The 19,408-nt window shown below is 72.7% G+C and carries 13 protein-coding genes; 9 read left to right on the forward strand and 4 right to left on the reverse strand.

All coding sequences use genetic code 11. The features are described from left to right. Window positions 1-279: 279 nt before the first annotated feature. Window positions 280-900 (reverse strand): TOPRIM nucleotidyl transferase/hydrolase domain-containing protein, encoded by a 621-nt coding sequence (locus tag ACFVGW_RS34775; RefSeq protein WP_383570899.1) that lies wholly within the window; start codon window positions 898-900, stop codon window positions 280-282. Window positions 901-1,114: 214 nt separating this feature from the next. On the opposite strand from ACFVGW_RS34775, the gene ACFVGW_RS34780 reads away from it, so the two are divergent. The 6 genes from ACFVGW_RS34780 to ACFVGW_RS34805 all read left to right on the forward strand — a co-directional run bounded on the left by ACFVGW_RS34780 (window position 1,115) and on the right by ACFVGW_RS34805 (window position 10,286). Next, window positions 1,115-3,193, forward strand: coding sequence for a phosphocholine-specific phospholipase C (locus ACFVGW_RS34780; RefSeq protein WP_385854801.1), 2,079 nt, complete (start codon window positions 1,115-1,117; stop codon window positions 3,191-3,193). Between the two features lie 228 nt (window positions 3,194-3,421). Beyond that, the gene (locus ACFVGW_RS34785; protein ID WP_385854802.1) at window positions 3,422-5,668 is read left to right on the forward strand and encodes an MMPL family transporter; all 2,247 of its coding nucleotides are present in this window, start codon (window positions 3,422-3,424) and stop codon (window positions 5,666-5,668) included. After that, complete coding sequence (locus ACFVGW_RS34790) at window positions 5,646-6,212, forward strand: GNAT family N-acetyltransferase (protein ID WP_383229577.1); 567 nt, start codon at window positions 5,646-5,648, stop codon at window positions 6,210-6,212. The genes ACFVGW_RS34785 and ACFVGW_RS34790 overlap by 23 nt, the downstream gene beginning before the upstream one ends. A 66-nt stretch (window positions 6,213-6,278) precedes the next feature. Further along, window positions 6,279-6,893: a hypothetical protein gene (locus ACFVGW_RS34795; RefSeq protein WP_385854803.1), complete on the forward strand. Its 615-nt coding sequence runs from the start codon at window positions 6,279-6,281 to the stop codon at window positions 6,891-6,893. 128 nt (window positions 6,894-7,021) lie between these two features. After that, window positions 7,022-7,201, forward strand: a complete 180-nt coding sequence (locus ACFVGW_RS34800; RefSeq protein WP_383229581.1) for a hypothetical protein — start codon at window positions 7,022-7,024, stop codon at window positions 7,199-7,201. A gap of 7 nt (window positions 7,202-7,208) precedes the next feature. Continuing rightward, window positions 7,209-10,286 carry an AAA family ATPase gene (locus ACFVGW_RS34805; RefSeq protein WP_385854804.1) on the forward strand — a complete coding sequence of 1,026 codons (3,078 nt, stop codon included), beginning with the start codon at window positions 7,209-7,211 and terminating at the stop codon, window positions 10,284-10,286. A gap of 63 nt (window positions 10,287-10,349) precedes the next feature. Here ACFVGW_RS34805 and ACFVGW_RS34810 read toward each other — a convergent pair whose 3' ends face one another. The 3 genes from ACFVGW_RS34810 to ACFVGW_RS34820 all read right to left on the reverse strand — a co-directional run bounded on the left by ACFVGW_RS34810 (window position 10,350) and on the right by ACFVGW_RS34820 (window position 12,812). Continuing rightward, entirely contained in the window at window positions 10,350-10,571 is a 222-nt protein-coding gene (locus ACFVGW_RS34810; protein ID WP_385854805.1) for a DUF6191 domain-containing protein, read from the reverse strand. Window positions 10,572-10,590: 19 nt separating this feature from the next. Beyond that, window positions 10,591-11,700: a PQQ-dependent sugar dehydrogenase gene (locus ACFVGW_RS34815; protein ID WP_385854806.1), complete on the reverse strand. Its 1,110-nt coding sequence runs from the start codon at window positions 11,698-11,700 to the stop codon at window positions 10,591-10,593. A gap of 110 nt (window positions 11,701-11,810) precedes the next feature. Beyond that, the gene (locus ACFVGW_RS34820; RefSeq protein WP_385854807.1) at window positions 11,811-12,812 is read right to left on the reverse strand and encodes an aldo/keto reductase; all 1,002 of its coding nucleotides are present in this window, start codon (window positions 12,810-12,812) and stop codon (window positions 11,811-11,813) included. Between the two features lie 74 nt (window positions 12,813-12,886). On the opposite strand from ACFVGW_RS34820, the gene ACFVGW_RS34825 reads away from it, so the two are divergent. From ACFVGW_RS34825 to ACFVGW_RS34835, 3 genes are all read left to right on the forward strand, one after another. Next, the gene (locus ACFVGW_RS34825) at window positions 12,887-13,849 is read left to right on the forward strand and encodes a 2-hydroxyacid dehydrogenase (RefSeq protein WP_383226577.1); all 963 of its coding nucleotides are present in this window, start codon (window positions 12,887-12,889) and stop codon (window positions 13,847-13,849) included. Window positions 13,850-14,448: 599 nt separating this feature from the next. Further along, on the forward strand, window positions 14,449-17,301 hold the full coding sequence (locus ACFVGW_RS34830) for a putative bifunctional diguanylate cyclase/phosphodiesterase (RefSeq protein WP_385854822.1): 2,853 nt from the start codon (window positions 14,449-14,451) through the stop codon (window positions 17,299-17,301). Between the two features lie 211 nt (window positions 17,302-17,512). After that, complete coding sequence (locus ACFVGW_RS34835; protein WP_352191235.1) at window positions 17,513-19,390, forward strand: acetolactate synthase large subunit; 1,878 nt, start codon at window positions 17,513-17,515, stop codon at window positions 19,388-19,390. Window positions 19,391-19,408: the final 18 nt, after the last annotated feature.

Raw genomic sequence — 19,408 nt, forward strand, 5'->3', positions numbered from 1 at the left:
GTCCCCGCCCCCGGCTCCCCGGGCTGCGTGGTGCCCGCGGGGCGGCCGGGGGGGGGGGGGGGCGGGGGCGCCCCCCCCCCCCCCCGCCGGGGGGGGGCCCCCCCCCCGGGGGGGGGGGGGGCGCCGCCCCCCCCCCCCCACCGCCCCTTGCGCGTGCGTACCGCACACGGTGCCAACGGCCGACTTCCGGGTAGACGCGCGACGTGCCCGCCCCGGGCAGCACACGGGGCGGGCACCGGCCTGGTTCCTCCCGGGTTCACCGGGGCGCGGGCCCGGCGGTCACAGGCTCCTGAAGAGGTCGTCGAGCGGGGCCGGGACCTTGTCGGGGGCCAGGGCGTCCACCAGGAGGTGGCCGTAACGGATCTTGCGGCCCTTCTTCGTGCCGAGGAAGCGCCGCAGCTGCTGATGCCGGGTCCGGCCGTGCTGGGCCGGCTGGCGCAGGAACGTCTGCCAGGCGCGCAGGTCGTCGTCCTCGGCCCGCACGATCTCCTCGACCCTCTCCGTGCCCAGCGTGCGGATGAGTTCGTCCTCCAGGTCCGCCACGCACACGAAGACGCCGTCGCGCGGCGCCCCGGCCCGCTCCAGACCGCGGTCGTAGTACGGCGCCTCGCGCTCGTCGCACAGTCCCGCCAGGCGCAGGCCGAGACCGGGCGGCCCGAGAAGGCCCGCGTAGCGGCCCACGTTCATCGCCCCGCCCATCGAGACCACGCACACGCCCTCGGCGGCCAGGTCCCGGGCTCGCCGTGCGGCCAGCGTCTCGACGGCCGCGAGGTCGCTCGGCCCCTCCAGCAGCACCGCCGTCCGCAGCCCCAGGTGCGCGGCCAGCTCCCGCGCCGGTCCGCCCGGACCGCCCGCCGCCCAGTCACCGACCGCGTCCCGGAACGCCCACATGTCCGCCATGGATCAAGTCTGCACACCCGTGGACCTGTGCGGCACCGAATATTTCCGCGCTTGGACTCCTGTCGGCGGCTGTTGGACGTTCACCGCCCGGCCCGCGTCGGGTCTTCCGCGCGTCATCCGGCCTCACTACCGTCCCCGGAGTACCACCCAATGGCTCGAAGGCGAACCATTGGCCGTCGACTGGAGGTCGGTCTTGTCCCCCGAGAAGTCCCGCATGTCCCGCCGCAGGGTCCTCGCGCTGGGCGGAGGCGCCCTCGGCGCCGCCGCCGCAAGCTCGCTGCTCCCGCCGTCGCTCCAGGAAGCGATCGCCGCGGGACCGCCGGCCGGGGGTCTGTCGGCCGTCCGCCATGTCGTGGTCCTCATGCAGGAGAACCGTTCCTTCGATCACTACTTCGGCACCCTCCGCGGTGTCCGCGGCTTCGGTGACCGCAATGCGATCGAACTCCCCTCCGGCACTCCCGTGTTCGAGCAGCCCGCCGCCCTCGGCCGGACCGTCCTGCCGTTCCCGATCCGCGGCGCCGCCGAGACGCAGAAGAAGGACCTGCAGTACATCGGCGACCTCGACCACTCCTGGAGCGGCGGCGCCAAGGCCTGGCACGACGGCTGGATGGACGGCTGGGTCTCCGCCAAGACCGCGGCGACGATGGCGTACTACGACCGCCAGGACATCCCGCTGCACTACGAACTCGCCGACACCTTCACCGTCTGCGACGCCTACCACTCGTCCACCCACACCTCGACGAGCCCCAACCGCAACCACCTCTGGTCCGGCTGGACCGGTTACGAGGCCGACGGCAGCCGCGCCGTCACCAACGCCGCGTACGCCGAGGGCACCCACCCCGGCTACCCCTGGCCCACCTACGCCGAGCGCCTCGAAGCGGCCGGGCGGAGCTGGAAGACGTACACCGAGTGGGAGAACTTCACCGACAACAACATCGAGTTCTTCACCTCCTTCAAGAAGATCGCCCGCAAGGCCCTCGACGCCACCGGCGGGCACACCTTCATGGAGTCCTTCTACGCCGCCGTCCGCGACACGGAGGACCCGAGCGAGCGCGCCAGGCTCCTCGCCGCCCTGGAGGACGGTGTCGCCACGCTCACCGCCGCCGAGCGCTCGCTCTTCGAGCGAGGCCTGCGCCGCGTCGAGACCGGGAAGCTCGCCGACGCCTTCCGCGCCGACGTGGCCGCCGGGACGCTCCCGGAGGTCTCGTACCTCGTCCCGTCCGCGATCGACTCCGAGCACCCCGGCTCCTCCTCGCCGATCGCCTCGGCCTCGCTCGTCTACAAGGTGCTCGACGCCCTCGGCTCGCACCCGGACGTCTGGCGCCACACCGTCGTCCTGATCAACTACGACGAGAACGACGGCTTCTTCGACCACGTGCCGCCGCCCGTCCCGCCGGCCGACGACACGGACGAGCGCTGGAAGGGCCTGCCCACCGGTCTCGGCATCCGCGTCCCGCTGCTCGTCGTCTCGCCCTGGTCGGTCGGCGGCTACGTCTGCTCCGAGACCTTCGACCACACCTCCGTGATCCGGTTCCTTGAGCGGCTCACCGGCATCCAGGAGCCCAACATCACCCCGTGGCGGCGGGCCGTCACCGGCGACCTGACCTCCGCCTTCGACTTCCGGCGCGCGCACCGGCAGCCCGACGTCGAGGAGCCCGGCCCGATCCCGCCGTTCTCCGGCCGCTGGCGGCCGCAGCCCCCGGCCGTCCAGCAGATGCCGGTCCAGGAGCCGGGCACCCGCCCGGCCCGCCCGCTGCCGTACCAGCCGGACGCCCAGGCCCGCGTCGGCCCCGGTGCGGTCACCGTCGACCTGAAGAACAGCGGAAAGGCCTCCGCGCACTTCGCGCTGTACCCGTACGCCGGTGAGTTCACCGCCCCCCAGCACCGCGACGTCAGGGGCACGGCGCAATGGGCGGTACCCCTTACGCGTGATCGTTACCGCTTCACGATCACCGGCCCGAACGGCTTCCGCCGCGAGTTCGAGGGCCCGGCCGCGGGCGGCGCCGACCTCGCCTCGCACATCGACCATCATGACCGTGACCTGCATCTCACCGTACGGAACACGGGCACCGCGGCGGTCTCCTTCACCGTCCGCCCGCTCGGCTACGTGGACCGCGACGACCTGCGCGACTGGACCCGCACCGTCACCGTGAAGCCCGGCCGGAGCCGTACCCTCGTCCACTCGGCGGCCGACGCGCACGGCTGGTACGACGTCGAGGTGACCTCTCCCGGCGGCTTCCGCCGCCGGCTCATGGGGCACATCGAGAACGGGCGGGCGAGCGTCTCCGGCTGACCGGCCGACCCCCCCGTACACGGCACCCTTCCGTACGCGGCACCCCTCCGTACACGGCACGCGCGGGAGCCCGGGACCAAAGGCCCGAGCTTCCGCGCACCGCTGTGAGTAACGACACGAAAGGGACAAAGGATCTCTTAAGGCTGTAACAGTGGCCTTATCCAGGTCATGCGTTCTTTGCGGGCTGTTCCCCGGTAAAGATCCACGAACCACCAGGGAGCACGTCCTTTGGCAGCCATCGCACGGTGGTGCATCAAGCACCGCCTCGTCGCCGTTCTGCTCTGGCTCATCGCCCTCGGCGGATCCGTCGCCGGAGCATCGGTCGCGGGCTCGGCCTACTCCAACGACTACGAGGTCCCCGGCACCGAGTCGGGACGTGCCACCGCCCTCCTCGAGAGGGGCTTCCCCGGCTCCGGCGGCGACAGCAACACGATCGTCTGGCACACCGACCAGGGCAGCGTCCGCGCCACCGGGGTCGAGCAGCGCATGACCGAGGTGCTCGACGAGGTCGCCGAACTGCCCGGCATCGCGTCCGTGACCTCCCCGTACGACGACGGCCCGGCCGCCCAGGCGCAGATCAGCGAGGACGGGCGGACCGCCTACGCTCCCGTGATCTTCGACGCGCAGGCCGACGACATCCCGAAGGCGCAGGCCCAGGCCCTGGTCGACACGGCTCGGGGGGCCGCATCCGACCACCTTCAGGTCGAGCTCGGCGGCAGTGCCGTCGCCCTCACCGAAGCCTCCGGCGGCCATGTCGCCGAGGCCGTCGGCGTCGTCGTCGCGGCCGTCGTCCTCTTCCTCGCCTTCGGCTCGCTCGCCGCCTCCGCGCTCCCCATCGCCACCGCGCTCGTCAGCGTCGGCATCGCGTACTCCGGGATCGTGCTCCTCGGCCACGTCATGACCGTCGCCGACTTCGCCCCGATGCTGGGCATGCTCATCGGCCTCGGCGTCGGCATCGACTACGCGCTCTTCATCGTCACGCGCCACCGCAAGGGGCTCAAACGCGGGCTCTCGGTCCCCGAATCCGCACAGATCGCGGTGGCGACCACCGGCCGTGCCGTCGTCTTCGCCGGCGCGACCGTCTGCATCGCCCTCCTCGGCATGCTCATCCTGCGGCTCAGCTTCCTCAACGGCGTCGCCATCGCCGCCTCGCTGACCGTGGTCCTCACGGTCGCCGCCTCCGTCACCCTGCTGCCCGCGCTGCTCTCCCTCATCGGCATGCGGGCGCTCTCCCGCCGCGAGCGCCGGCACCTCGCCGAGCACGGGCCGCAGCCCGAGCTGCCGACCGGCTTCGCGGCCCGCTGGTCCGCCTTCGTCGAGCGCCACCCCAAGCTGCTCGGCGCGGTCGCCGCCGTCGTCATGCTCGTCCTCGCCCTGCCGACGTTCTCCCTCCACCTCGGCACCTCCGACCAGGGCAACGGCCCGGCCACGGCGACCACACGGCAGGCGTACGACCTGCTGGCCGAAGGTTTCGGGCCCGGTGTCAACGGGCCGCTCACCCTCGTCGCCCACATCGACGGAGCCGACGACCGCGTCGCGATGGGCGAGCTGCCCGCCGAGCTGGCGCACACACGCGGAGTCGACTCCGTCTCCCCGGTCGTCCACAACAGCGGCGGTGACACCGCCGTCCTCACCGTCGTACCGGACTCCTCACCGCAGTCGAAGGCCACGAGCGACCTCGTCGACCGGCTGCGCACGGACGTGCTCCCGGCGGCCGAGCAGGGCACCTCGCTCGATGTCCACGTCGGTGGCGTCACCGCCTCCTACGACGACTTCGCCGAGATCATCGTCGGCAAGCTGCCGCTCTTCGTGGGCGTCGTCATCGCGCTCGGCTGTCTGCTGCTCCTGGTCGCTTTCCGGTCCCTCGGCATCCCGCTGAAGGCCGCGCTCATGAACGTCGCCGCCGTCGCCTCCGCCTTCGGCATCGTCGTCGCGATCTTCCAGTGGGGCTGGGGGAGCGAGCTCCTCGGCCTCGGCAGCGCAGGCCCGATCGAACCCTTCCTGCCGGTCATCATGGTGTCGGTGCTCTTCGGGCTCTCCATGGACTACCAGGTCTTCCTGGTCAGCCGGATGTACGAGGAGTGGCTGGAGACCGGCGACAACCGGCGCGCCGTCCGGGTCGGGCTCGCCGAGACCAGCCGCGTGATCAACTCCGCGGCGGTCATCATGATCTCCGTCTTCCTCGCCTTCGTCCTCTCCGGCGACCGGGTCGTCGCCATGTTCGGCATCGCGCTCGCGGCGGCCGTCGCCCTGGACGCCTTCGTCCTGCGGACCCTGCTCGTACCGGCCCTGATGCACATGCTCGGCGGGGCGAACTGGTGGCTGCCCCGCTGGCTCGACCGCCGGCTGCCCCGGATCAGCATCGAACCGCCGGAGTCCCGCGCCGCCGCCGACGCCCGTGCGAAGATCCCCGCACAACGTGTAACGGTTTCGACTGCGGAGGACGACAACAGTGTTCGCGATATCGCTGGGTGACGACGGCGCCGAACTGCGGCCGCTGGAGCCCTCGTACGCCGAGGAGTTCCTCACCCACATGAACCGGGGGCGGGAGTACGTCGGGCAGCACATCGCCCTCGCCGACGTGGTGGCGGACCTCGACTCGGCCCGCTCCTTCCTCCAGGCGTACGCCGAGAAGGCCGCGAACGACGCGGGCCGGATCTACGGCATCTGGAGCGAGGGCACCCTCGTCGGCGGTGTGCTCTTCCGCGCGATGGACGTGAACCAGGGGACGGCCGAGGCCGGGTGCTGGCTGGAGCCGTCGGCCGTCGGCAGGGGCCTGGTCACCCGGGCCGCGCGGACGATCATCGACTGGGCGATCGGGGAACGCTCCATCCACCGCGTCGAGTGGATGGTCTCCTCGAAGAACGAGAGCAGCATCGCGGTGGCCCGACGGCTCGGGATGACGCGGGACGGCGTCCTGCGCGAGAGCTACGCCTACCGGGGCAAGCGCCTCGACATGGAGGTCTGGTCGGTGCTCGCGCCGGAGTGGAAGGTCCTCAGGGCCGAGCAGGCGTCCTGAGGCCCCTGTCCGAGGCCCTGCTGTTCGTTAAGGCGCTTCTCATACGCGGCACCTAGCGTGCGGTTCATGACTATCAAGACTGACGAGACGCCGGCGCCCGACGAGACGGCGGAGAAGGCCGGGAAGGCCGATAAGGCCGATCAGGCCGGGAAGGGCCGGAAGGACGCCGAGGGCGCGGCTGCCGAGTCCGCGGAGCCCGCGGAGGCCGTGAAGCCCGCGGAGGGGGAGCTGGACGAGCACGACGAACTCGACGAGCTCGACGACGACGAGGACGACACCGAGGCCGGGCCTGCCTCCGCCGAGGCCTCCGGCGACGGCGTGGGCGCGGCCGCCGCGGCCGTCGTCTCGGCCGGCCTCGGGCTCGCCGCCCTGACCGGCACCTGGGTGGGCAAGGTCGTCAGCGAGCGCGAGACGCTCATCGGGCAGATCAAGGCCCAGGGCGGCACCGCCGCCCAGCAGATCAACGAGATCTACGCCGACGCCTGGCACAGCACCGCACTGGTCAACGGCGTCTTCGCGTTCCTCGCCCTCGTCGTCGCCGTGCTCGTCCTGGTCCGCCCGCAGCGGCCCGGCTGGGTCCGTGCGGTGGCCCTCGGCGGCGCCGTCCTGGGCGCGATCGGGCTGTTCCTGTCGGCGGGGATGTACTTCGACCTGTTCCTGAACCTCCCGACCGCGCCCTAAGGACCCCCACGGCACTCCTAAGGCCCCCCGTACGCCGAACATGCGGCACTCGCCCGATGTGGCCGCACCCCCTGGGAGACGAGAGTCGAGGCATCGCAAGGAGCGATACCGACACCGGGGAGAACGAGATGTTCGCGTACGAACTGCACCGCATGCACCACGCCGAGCTCATCCGCGAGGCCGCCGCCCAGCGCCTGTCCCGCCAGGCCGTCAAGGCGCGGCGGGCCGCGAAGGCCGAGCGGTCCGGCACCCACGAACCCGAGGGGCGGGTGAGCGCCGAGCCCGGCCGCTTCGCCCGGGCCGCGTGAGCCCCGCATGGTCCGGACGTCGGACGTCTGTGCGATGCTCGGCGCCGTGGAGACCAGGTCAGTCAGCCCCGTGTTCGTCGGCCGGGCCGGTGAACTCACCGCCCTCACCGACGCTTTCGTCCGCGCCGCCGACGGAGAGCCCCAGGCTCTGCTCGTCGGCGGCGAGGCGGGCGTCGGCAAGACGCGGCTCATCGAGGAGTTCGTGGCCACGGCCCACGACCGCGGCGCCTGCGTCGCCGTCGGGGGCTGTGTCGAGATCGGCGCGGACGGGCTTCCGTTCGCGCCTTTCTCCACGGCCCTGCGCGCTCTGAGCCGCCGGCTCCCGGACGAACTGGCCGAAGCCGCGGCCGGCCAGGAGGGCGAACTCGCCCGGCTCCTCCCCGAACTCGGGGACGTCGGCAGCCACGAGCCCTCCCACGAGAACTCCACCGCCCGCCTCTTCGAACTGACCGTCCGGCTCCTGGAACGCCTCGCCGCCGACCGTACGATCGTGCTCGTCCTGGAGGACCTGCACTGGGCCGACGCCTCCACCCGGCACCTCCTCGCCTATCTCCTGCGCACCCTGCGCCGCGGCAGGATCGTCGTCGTCGCCACCTACCGCTCCGACGACATCCACCGCCGCCACCCGATGCGCCCGCTCCTCGCCGAACTCGACCGGCTGCGGACCATCCGGCGCATCGAACTCGCCCGCTTCACCCGCGCCGAGGTGCGCCGCCAGCTCACCGGCATTCTCGCCGCCGAACCCGACGCCGCCCTCGTCGACGGGGTCTTCGACCGATCCGACGGCAACGCCTTCTTCGTCGAGGAGCTCGTCGTCTCCCACGAGGCCGGCTGCGCTCCCGGCTCCCTCAGCGAATCCCTGCGCGACCTGCTGCTCGTCCGGGTCGAGGCGCTCCCCGAGGACGCCCAGCGCGTCTCCCGGATCGTCGCCGAGGGCGGCTCCACCGTCGAGTACGCCCTGCTCGCCGCCGTCGCCCGGCTCTCCGAGGACGAACTCATCGAGGCGCTCAGGGCCGCCGTCGGTGCCAACATCCTGATCGCCGTCCCGGACGGCGACGGCTACCGCTTCCGCCACTCGCTGGTCCGCGAGGCCGTCAGCGACGACCTGCTGCCCGGCGAACGCTCCCGCCTCAACCGGCGCTACGCCGAGGCCCTGGAAGCCGATCCCTCCCTCGTCCGCGCCGACGAGCGCGCCACCCGGACCGCCACCTACTGGTACCACGCGCACGACCCCGCGAAGGCGCTGCCGGCCGTGCTCCGCGCCGCCGTCGAGACCCGCAAGCGCTACGCCTACGCCGAGCAGCTCCGGCTCCTCGAACGGGCCATGGAGCTCTGGGACGAGGCCCCCGACGAGGTGCGCCGCTCCCTGCGGCCGATGGACTACGCCGAGGCCTACCCTCCGTGCGGCTGCGACCCCGAGACCACTCCGCTGAGCTATCTCGACCTGCTCGCCGAGGCCGCGTACGCGGCCCGGCTGTGCGGGGAGCGCGAACGCGCCCTCAAGACAGGCAAGATGGCGCTGCGGCTCCTCGAAGGGGACGAGGCCGAGGAGCGCGACCCGCTGCGGTCCGCCTGGTTCTGGACCGAACGCTCCCGCATCGTCTCCGGACTCGGCCGCTCCGACGGCTGGGCCGAGATCGCCACCGCCCAGGAACTCGTCAAGGGCCTGCCCCCGTCCGGCGTGCACGCCCGCGTGCTCGTCGTCGCCGCGGGCTGGGGGATGCTCCACAAGCCCGGCCCCGAGAGCCTCGCCGCCGCCGAACGGGCCGTCGAGTACGCCCGCCTCGTCAAGGACGAGTCCATCGAACTCTCCGCCCGCCTCACCCTCGGCACCCTCCAGGTCAGCGCCGGCGACCGCGAGACCGGACTCGCCACCATGGACGAGGTGCGCGACCGCACCCGCGCCCTCGGCCTCCACCACGAGTCCGCCCGCGCCCACGTCAACCTCTCCCACTCCCTGGAGAACCTCGGGCGCTCCCGGGAGGCCGTCCAGGTCGCCGAGGACGGCATCCGGCTCACCCGCGACCACGGTCTCCTCGACAGCGAGGGCTGGATCCGCTCCAACCTGGCCGAGTCGCAGCTCTCGCTGGGTCTCTGGTGCGAGGCGCAGCGCAACTGCGAGTGGCTGGAGCGGTCCGGGATCCGGTCCAAGCCGCGCGGCGCCGTGGCACTGCGCCTCGCCCAACTGGCCATCTCCCGGGGCGAGCCGACCGTGGCCGTCGCCCAGCTCGCCGTCGCACGCGAGTACTTCGGCGAGGCCGACCCGATGCCCCAGTACGTGATCCCCACCCGCATGGTCGAGCTGAGCCTCGCCGCCGTCACCGGCCGGATCCAGGACGTACGGACCGTGCTCGCCGCCGCCGTCGAGGCCGGCTTCCCGCCCGGCACCCACCGCGAGGCCTGGCCGCTGCTCCTCGCCGCCGCCTCCGCGGAGGCGGACGCCCTCGGCCTGCCCGCCGCCGAGGAGGGCCGTGCCGAGACGCTCGCCCTGCTCCGCCGCTGTGCCCGGGGGATGGCGACCCCGGCACCCGTCTGGGAGGCGTACGCCCTGCACACCTCCGCGGAGCTGGACCGCGCCGAGGGCCGCCACCGGGTGGACCGCTGGTCGGAGACCGTCGCCGCCCACGAGCCGCTGGAGCGGCCCCACCTGCTGGCCCACGCCCGGCACCGCCTCGCCGACGCCCTCCTCGCCGAGGGCGGCCGGCGCGACGAGGCCGCCGCGCTGCTCCGCGAGGCCCACGCCACGGCCGTCCGCCTCGGCGCGCACCCGCTCCGCGAGGACGTCGAGCTGCTGGCCGCCCGCGCCCGCCTCCCGCTGACCCCCGACCGGGCCCCGGAGCCCGAACCGGGCGACGACGCCTTCGGCCTGACCCCCCGTGAGCAGGACGTCCTGCACCTGGTCGCCGAAGGGCGCACCAACCGCCAGATCGCCGAGGAGCTCTTCATCTCCCCGAAGACGGCGAGCGTCCATGTCTCCAACATCCTGGCCAAGCTGGGGGTCTCCGGCCGCGGCGAGGCGGCCGCCCTTGCGCACCGTCTCCGCCTCCTGGAGCCGACGCCACAGGAGGCCTCGCCGACCGCCTAGGGCCCCTAGGTGCCCCTAGGTGCCCCTAGGGCCTGTCCTCCGCCTGGAGCGCCCGTCCTCCGCCTAGGCCCCCTCGCCCTCTTCGCCGTCCTCGTCGCCGCCGGCCCCGTCCCCGTCCTCGTCGTCCCGGGTCACCAGGGCCGGCATGCGTATCGTCACCGCGCCCGAGGCGAGGTCGACCGGGCCCCGCCCGGGGTCGGCGTCGCCCAGGTCCTCCCGGGTCAGTTCGAGCCGCTGGCGCTCGTCGGACGAGTGCTTCTGGCTCGGCGCGAACAGCTCGTCCATCAGGTGGAACATCGGGCCCCTATCCGACCTCCAGGCGGAGGATCTTGTCGTCGCCGGCCTCGGGAGTGCCCCGGGTGTCGGTCTCGCTCGTCGTCAGCCAGAGCCGGCCGTCACCCGCCGCCAGGACCGTGCGCAGCCGGCCGTACTCCTCCACGAGGAACGCCTCGGGCTCCCCGGAGCGTTCCGCTCCGGACAGCGGGATCCGCCACAGCCGCTCGCCTCTCAGGCCCGCCATCCAGATCGCGCCCTCCGCGTAGGCGATACCGCTCGGCGACGCCTCGTCCGTCTTCCACTGGGCCACCGGGTCCACGAAGCCCGACACGTCCGCCGTGCCCTCGGCCTTCGGCCAGCCGTAGTTCTTTCCGGCCTGGATCAGATTCAGCTCGTCCCAGGTGTTCTGGCCGAACTCGGCCGCCCACAGCCGTCCGTCCGCGTCCCAGGCCAGGCCCTGCACATTGCGGTGACCGTACGAATAGACCACCGAGTCCGGGAACGGATTGCCGGGCGCCGGCTTCCCCTCCGGCGTCATCCGGAGGATCTTGCCGCCCAGCGACTCCACGTTCTGCGCGAGCCCCGTCTCGCCGCGCTCGCCCGTGCCCGCGTACAGCATTCCGTCGGGGCCGAAGGCGATCCGCCCGCCGTTGTGCACGTTCCCCTTCGGGATGCCCGCGAGGACCACCTCGGGCGCGCCGAGCCGGTCCGAAGCCCCGCCTCCGTACGGCATGCGGACGATGCGGTTGTCCGACTCCGCCGTGAAGTACGCGTACACGTGGCCGTCCCGCACGGCGAGTCCGAGCAGTCCGCCCTCACCGCCGGGCACCACCCCCGGCACCTCTCCGACCGGCGTCTTTCTTCCCGTCTCCGCGTCGACCCGGGTGATCGTGCGCTCGTCACGCGAGGCGACGAGGAGATCACCGTCCGGCAGGGCGGCCACGCCCCACGGCGACTCCAGATCCCCGGTCAGCGTCCCGGCGACGCGCACGGAACCCCCGGAGCCCCGCGTCCCCGGATCCGTGGCGGACACGGACACGGAGGGCGCTCCCGAGGGCGACGCGGCTCCCTCCCCGTCGCCGCCCGACGCACAACCCGCCAGCAGCCCCAGAACGGCGGCGGCCCCCACGGCTCCCACACAAGCTCGTCCCACGGTCCCGATCCCTTCGAACGGCGATCACTACCCTTGATACACCGCCCGGCCCGATCAGGTTCCCGCGCTCGGCCCCCGCTCGCGATCCCGCGCTCTCAGTCCCATGATCCGCGCGGCCCGGGAAGGCCCGCGATCTCCGCGAGATCCCCGGCCGTGAGCACCAGCTCCGCCGCCCGCGCGTTCTCCACCGCCCAGCACTCCCGTTTCGTCCCCGGGATCGGCACCACGTGCGGCCCCTGCGCCAGCGCCCACGCCAGCGCCACCTGCGCCGGAGTGACGGCCTCCCCGTGCCGTGCCGCCACCCGCCGCAGCCCCGCCACCACCGGCTGGTTCGCGGCCATCATCTCGGCGGTGAACCGGGGATGCCTGGCCCGCGGATCGTCCGGCTCGAAGCCACCGCCCGGCGTCAGCGTCCCGGTCAGGAACCCGTTCCCCAGGGGCATCGCGGCCAGGAACCCCACACCCCGCGCCTCGCACCACGGCAGCAGCCGTTCCAGCGCCTCCGGGGACCACACCGACAGCTCCGCCTCCACCGCGCTCACCGGGAAGACCTGCTGGATCCGCTCCAACTGCCGGATCGTTCCCTCGTGCACGTGTGCCGTTCCGCCGCGGCGCGCCGCCCGCGCCCCGACCGCGCAGAACCCGAGCGCCCGCACCTTGCCCGCGGACACCAGCTCGGCCATCGCGCCCCAGGTCTCCTCGACCGGCACCTCGGGGTCCGCCCGGTGCAGCTGGTAGAGATCGATCACGTCCGTCTGCAGCCGCCGCAGCGAGGCGTCGCAGGCCCGCCGTACGTATCCGGGCCGGCCGTTGGCCACGATGTGCTGGTCGCCCACGAGCAGACCGCACTTCGTCGACACGAACGCCTCCGCCCGGCGTTCCTTCAGGGCCCGTCCCACGAGCAGCTCGTTGGTGAACGGGCCGTACATGTCCGCGGTGTCGAGCAGACTCACCCCGGCGTCGAGCGCCGCGTGCACCGTTCGCAGCGAGCGGTCACCGCGCTGCTGCGAGGCGCTGTAGGCCCAGTTCATCGGCATACAGCCCAGGCCGACCGCGCCCACGTCGAGCGCCGCCGCCCCGATAGTCCTGCGCTCCACCTGCCGGTACCCCTCCCTGTGCCGCCCCCAAAGTAACCAATGGCGAGGGGGATTCTTCGCATAGCCTCCCGGTCATGACACTCGATGAGACGACCGCCGACGTGTGGCTTCCGATTCCCGCGGACGAGATCGAAGGGCTTCCCGACCCGGCCGCGTCGGGGTTCAACTACCGTCTCTGGGACGGCGGTCCCGACTTCCCCGCCGATCCGGCGCGCTGTGCCTTCTACGTCGTCCCGTACATGAAGGGCTCGGAGGTCGCCGTCCGGCCGCTCGCCGCGATGACCTCGGTGCGCGCGGTGCAGACGCTCTCGGCGGGCACGGACCATGTGGCGCCCGGTCTCGGCTCGCTGGCCCCGGGCGTGGAGCTGTGCAATGCGAAGGGCGTCCACGAGGCCAGCACCGCCGAGCTGACGCTCGCCCTGATCCTCGCCTCGCTGCGCGGGATCCCCGGCTTCGTCAGGGGCCAGGACAAGGAGGAGTGGCGGGACGGTTTCTATCCGGCCCTCGCCGACAAGTCCGTCCTCATCGTGGGGTACGGATCGATCGGCGCCGCCATCGAGGACCGGCTCGTGCCCTTCGAGTGCGCGCGGGTGGTGCGCGTCGCGCGCTCCGCACGCACCACGGAGCGCGGTCCCGTCCATCCCCTCGCGGAACTGCCCGCCCTTCTGCCGCAGGCGGACGTGGTCGTGCTCTCCACTCCGCTCACGCCCGCGACCAGGCATCTCGCCGACGCGGGGTTCCTCGCCCGGATGAAGGACGGCGCCCTTCTGGTGAACGTCGCCCGCGGTCCCGTCGTCGACACCGCCGCGCTGCTCAAGGAGGTCGAGAGCGGGCGGATCACCGCCGCGCTCGACGTCACCGATCCCGAACCGCTGCCGCCGGGCCACCCGTTGTGGCACGCTCCCGGTGTTCTGGTGAGTCCCCATGTCGGCGGCTCCACTTCGGCGTTCATGCCCCGGGCCAAGCGGCTGATCGCCGCCCAGCTCACCCGGTTCGCGGCGGGGGAGCGGCTGGCGAACGTGGTCCTGACCACCTGAGCCGAGCGGCCGTGCAGCGCGCCCCCTCAGTGCGCCTGTCGCGAACCCCAGGGCCGTCACGCAGCGTACAGCACCCCTGTCCCTGAGTGACGGTCCTGGTGTATCGTCCCGGAGCGGGGGGCTGCGTCGAGTACGAGCTGACGCCGGGGAGCAACGTGACGGGTCATCAGATTCCGAGGGGGGCGACGGGTGATGTACGGCCGATGGACCGACGATCCGACGCGGCGGGGCCGCCGTCGACGACCCTCGCACGCGACGACGGCACGGGGCCGCCCCACCCGGGCGCGGGCCTCCGCGGGCCGGCCGGCGGAGCCGGCCTCCCCGTCCAGGTCGACCGCCGCACCGCCGAGCCGGACGTCTCGGGACCGGACGCGGCGGCCGAGGGGCCGGACGCCCCGGACCGCGACGCGGTCGCCCCGGCCCCCCTCGCCCCGCCCTCGGCACCCTCAGCCTCCGCCCCGGCGGCTTCAGCCGTCGCGGTGGTCGCCCCAGGCATCGCCGAGGCCGGTGCGGGCCACGCCGCGGGCGCCGCGCGTCCTCGCGCCCGGCGCTTCACCGCATCACCGCGCCCTGGTGCGCACGAAAGCCCGGTGGCGGCGATGAGCGCCCCCGGCGCGCTCATCGAGCGCGGCCGCGTCGCGAGGCCCGCCGCCGCCCCCGGTCCCGGGGAGCGCCGACGCGGCCCCGCCCGCTCCGGTTCCCCGGTGTTCCTGGCCCAGATCCTCCTCGGCCTCGTCTGCGGGGGATACGCGACGGGCGCCGCCCTCGGCTGGGGCTCCGAACAGCTGGCTCTGATCATGGGCGACTTCGGTCTCAGCGTCGCCGCCCTCGCCGCGGGCGTCTCGTGCTTCCTCTACGCCCGCGTCCACGAGAGCCGTTCCCGCCCCGCCTGGCTGCTCTTCGCCTTCTCCTCGGCGATGGCCGCCGCGGGGAACGCCGTCTGGGGGTGGTACGAAGTCGTGCTCCACAGGGAGGTGCCCAGCCCCTCCGTCGCGGACATCTTCTTCCTGCTCTTCGCGCCGCCCGCCATCGTCGGCCTGCTCGTCCTCGCCAAGAAGCCCGTCACCCGGGCCGGCTGGGTCTGCCTCGCCCTCGACGCCTGGCTCATCGGCGGTTCGCTGCTCACCCTCTCCTGGAGCCTCGCCCTCGCGCACACCGCCCACTTCGAGGGCGAGAGCGTCGCCCGGGCCGCGCTCACCCTGGCGTACCCCCTGCTGGACATCGTTCTCGTCAGCATGGTCCTCGCCCTGCACTTCCGCCGCTCGCAGTCGAACCGCTCGGCGACCAACACCGCCATCGCCGCCCTCGCCCTCACCGTCCTGTGCGACGCCCTGTTCACCTCGCCGCTGCTCCGCGAGAACTACACCTCCGGGCAGCTGCTCGACGCCGGCTGGTTCGCCGGCTCGCTGCTCCTGGCCTATGCCCCCTGGGGAGCGCGCCGGACGCCCGAGGGCGTCCCGTCCCCGCGCGGACAGCGCCAGCACAGCCGGCCCGTCGCCGGCTCGCTGGCCGCCCTCACCCCGTATCTCGCCGCGGCGGTCTGCACGCTCGGCATCCTGTACAACGTCGTCGAGGGACGCAGAGTGGACCGCGTGGTCGTCTTCACCGGCTGTACGGTCGTGCTCGCCCTGGTCGTACGGCAGGGCATCATGCTCCTCGACAACATCGCCCTCACCCACGAACTGGCCCAGAAGGAGAACCACTTCAGGTCCCTGGTGCAGGGCTCCAGCGACGTCATCATGATCGCCGCGCCCACCGGCATACTCCGCTACGTCAGCCCTGCCGCCTCCGGGGTCTACGGACGGGAGGCCGAGGACCTGATCGGCTCCGAACTGGCCTCGCTCATCCATCCCGAGGACCTCGGCGGAGTCGTCCACGAGGTCCGGCGCTTCCTGGCCGCTCCTCCTTCGGAGGAGCCGACGACACGGATCGAGTGCCGCTTCCGCTCGGGCCGCGGCGACTGGCTCAACGTCGAGTCCACCGTCAACCGCCACCAGGGCGGGCTGATCTTCAACAGCCGGGACGTCACCGAGCGGGTCCGCCTCCAGGCCCAGCTCCAGCACAACGCCGAGCACGACCCGCTCACCGACCTGCCCAACCGGGCGCTGTTCACCGGGCGCGTCCGCAAGGCACTCGCCGGCCGGCGCTCCTCCGACCCCGGCACCGCCGTGCTCTTCATCGACCTCGACGGCTTCAAGGCGGTCAACGACAGGCTCGGCCACCAGGCGGGCGACGAACTGCTCGTCCAGGCCGCGCGCCGCCTCCAGGACTCCGTACGGGCCGGGGACACCGCCGCCCGGCTCGGCGGCGACGAGTTCGCCGCGCTCATCCTCGGCGACGGCACACGCGACCGCTCGGCCCGCGAGTACCAGGTCCACGAGATCGCCGACCGGCTGCGCCTCACGCTCTCCCAGCCGTACCAGGTCGAGGGCGGGAACGAGGTGCGGGTCGCCGCCTCCATCGGCGTCGCCTTCGCCGAGCCCGGCATCGGCGCCGGGGACCTGCTGCGCAACGCCGACCTGGCCATGTACCGGGCCAAGGCGGCCGGCAAGGACCGCGTCGAGATGTACGCCCCGCAGATGCAGGCCGAGATCGTCCGCAGGACCGAACTGGCCACCCGGCTGCGCACCGCGCTGGACGACGGAGAGTTCGCCCTGCTCCACCAGCCGGTGGTGGACCTCTCCACCGGCCGGATCACCGCCGTCGCCGCCCAGGCGCGCTGGCGCTCCGCCCAGGGCGTCCTCTTCACCCCGGCCGAGTTCCTGCGGGTCGCCGAGGACGGCGAGCGGGTCGCCCAGCTCGGCCGCTGGCTCCTGGAGCAGGCCGTCGAGCAGGCCGCCGAGCGGGCGGCGCTGGGCCACCGCACCCCGGTCTCCGTCCGGCTCTCCGCCCGCCGCCTGCTCGACCGCTCGCTGCCGCTCGGCTCCGTCGAGGCGCTCCTGACGCGGTACGAGCTCCCCTCGGGCTCCCTGATGATCGAGCTGGCCGACAGCGACCCCCGGGTCTCCTTCGACGACCTGGAGCAGCGTCTGGTCGTCCTGCGCCGGCTCGGGGTCCGGATCGCGCTCGACGGCTTCGGCAGCGGCTACGCGGCCATCAACGCGCTGCGCCGCCTCCCCGTCGACGTACTGAAGCTGGACCGGGGGCTCGTCGAGGGCGTGGTGGAGTCCGCCCGGCTCCGCAAGATCACCAGCGGGCTGCTCCGGATCGCCTCCGATCTCGGGCTGCAGTCCGTCGCCGACGGCGTGGACGTCCCCGAGCAGGTGCTCGCCCTGCGCGCCATGGGCTGCACCCACGGCCAGGGCATGGCGTTCTCGGGCCCGCTCGACGAGTACCGGCTGCGGCGCGCCCTCGTCCGGGAGGAGTACCCCGTCCCAGGCGGGGAGGCGGTTCCGGCCGGAAACCATCCCCCGATGCGCTCAAATAATGAGACGCCCGTCCCACCCACTTGACACTGATGGTGCGTCGGGGGGAGGGTCAGTGCCATGCGCACCCGAATTCTCGTACTTGGAAAGCGCGTCGGCTGAAGCAGGGCCATGACGGCCCGGCTTGAAACGCTACCGACGCGCTCCCCTCGCTTGCCTCCCGGCACGAGGGGTTTTTTGTTGCACCGGCTCCTCCCAAACCCTCGCAAAAACCCTCTGCTTCGAGAAGAGAATGCTGATGACCGAGCAGGCCACCGGGCACCATCCGCAGCCGCGGGCCCGTAGCGGCGGACAGACCGCCACCACCGTCGAGCACGTCACGGGTGCGCAGTCCCTCATCCGTTCTCTCGAGGAAGTGGGGGCCGACACCGTCTTCGGTATTCCGGGCGGCGCCATCCTCCCCGCGTACGACCCGATGATGGACTCCCAGAAGGTCCGCCACATCCTGGTCCGCCACGAGCAGGGCGCGGGCCACGCCGCCACCGGCTACGCCCAGGCGACCGGCAAGGTCGGCGTCTGCATGGCGACCTCAGGTCCCGGCGCCACCAACCTGGTCACCCCGATCGCCGACGCCCACATGGACTCCGTCCCGCTGGTCGCGATCACCGGCCAGGTCGCCTCCAAGGCCATCGGCACGGACGCCTTCCAGGAGGCGGACATCTGCGGCATCACGATGCCGATCACCAAGCACAACTTCCTGGTCACCAAGGCCGAGGACATCCCGAGGACGATCGCCGAGGCCTTCCACATCGCCTCCACCGGCCGCCCCGGCCCGGTCCTGGTCGACATCGCCAAGGACGCCCTGCAGGCGAAGACCACCTTCAGCTGGCCGCCGCAGACCGACCTGCCCGGCTACCGCCCGGTGACCAAGCCGCACGCCAAGCAGATCCGCGAGGCCGCCAAGCTGATCACCGGCGCCCGGCGCCCGGTCCTGTACGTCGGCGGCGGCGTCCTGAAGGCCGGCGCCACCGCCGAGCTGAAGGTTCTTGCCGAGCTCACCGGAGCCCCCGTCACCACCACCCTGATGGCGCTGGGCGCGTTCCCCGACAGCCACCCGCTGCACGTGGGAATGCCGGGCATGCACGGTGCGGTCACCGCCGTCACCGCGCTGCAGAAGGCCGACCTGATCGTCGCCCTCGGAGCCCGCTTCGACGACCGCGTGACCGGCAAGCTGGACAGCTTCGCCCCCTTCGCCAAGATCGTCCACGCGGACATCGACCCGGCCGAGATCGGCAAGAACCGCGCCGCCGACGTCCCGATCGTCGGTGACGCCCGCGAGGTCATCGCCGACCTGGTCCAGGCCGTCCAGGCCGAGCACAGCGAGGGCAACCAGGGCGACTACACCTCCTGGTGGAGCGACCTGAACCGCTGGCGCGAGACGTACCCGCTCGGCTACGACCTGCCGGAGGACGGCAGCCTCTCCCCGCAGCAGGTCATCCAGCGCATCGGCCAGCTCGCCCCCGCCGACACCATCTACGCGGCCGGCGTCGGCCAGCACCAGATGTGGGCGGCGCACTTCATCGACTACGAGAAGCCCGCCACCTGGCTGAACTCCGGCGGCGCCGGAACGATGGGGTACGCGGTCCCCGCCGCCATGGGCGCCAAGGCCGGCATGCCGGACCGCCCGGTCTGGGCGATCGACGGCGACGGCTGCTTCCAGATGACGAACCAGGAACTCGTCACCTGCGCGCTCAACAACATCCCGATCAAGGTCGCCATCATCAACAACGGCGCCCTCGGGATGGTCCGCCAGTGGCAGACCCTCTTCTACAACCAGCGCTACTCCAGCACGGTCCTGCACGCCGACGAGACCGGCCACGATGCCACCGGCTCCCAGGTCGGTGCCAGCACGGCGCCCCGCAAGGGCACCCGTATCCCGGACTTCGTCAAGCTGTCCGAGGCCATGGGCTGTGTCGCCCTGCGCTGCGAGGACCCGGCCGACCTGGACAAGGTCATCGAAGAGGCCAACGCCATCAACGACCGCCCGGTCGTGATCGACTTCATCGTCCACGAGGACGCCCAGGTCTGGCCCATGGTCGCCGCGGGCACCTCCAACGACGAGGTCATGGCCGCCCGGGGCGTCCGCCCCGACTTCGGCGACAACGAAGACGACTGAGACCGAGAGCCGTAGGAA

The sequence above is a fragment of the Streptomyces sp. NPDC127129 genome (assembly GCF_042671585.1).
GTDB lineage: Bacteria > Actinomycetota > Actinomycetes > Streptomycetales > Streptomycetaceae > Streptomyces.